General features: G+C 73.7%; 1 protein-coding gene. It reads left to right on the top strand.

Features of this window, described 5'->3' with window-relative positions:
- Nucleotides 1–206 (top strand): DUF5997 family protein (locus ACFV6I_RS30910; RefSeq protein WP_380428845.1); only part of this gene is annotated, 206 nt, incomplete at its 5' end.
- Nucleotides 207–354 lie beyond the last annotated feature (148 nt).

Raw genomic sequence — 354 nt, 5'->3', positions numbered from 1 at the left:
TCGCCGGCCTGGCCCGCGGCGGCGTGACCGAGGCGCTCACCACCGAGCAGATCGAGGCCGTCAAGGCCGAGAACCCGCTCTGGCTGCAGCACGAGCGCGCCAACCAGGTGGACGTCCGCAAGGAGGCCGTCCGGATCAAGGAGAAGCAGGAGAAGGACGCCGCGGCGCTTGCCGCCAAGGCTGCCAAGGCCGCCAAGGCCGGCTGACCCGCGCGCTCCGGCCGCCGGCCGGGCCCGATTGTCAGACCCCTGCGCAAGGCTGGTGGCGGCCGGCCGGGACAAGTGGGGGGCGCAGTGGGAGGGGGACAAGCGGAACGGGAGCGTGTGGGGTGGCAAATGAAGCAGGGGGGGCCCG

The organism is Kitasatospora sp. NPDC059803, assembly GCF_042732255.1.
GTDB lineage: Bacteria > Actinomycetota > Actinomycetes > Streptomycetales > Streptomycetaceae > Kitasatospora.
This window is presented reverse-complemented; position numbering and strand designations above follow the sequence as displayed.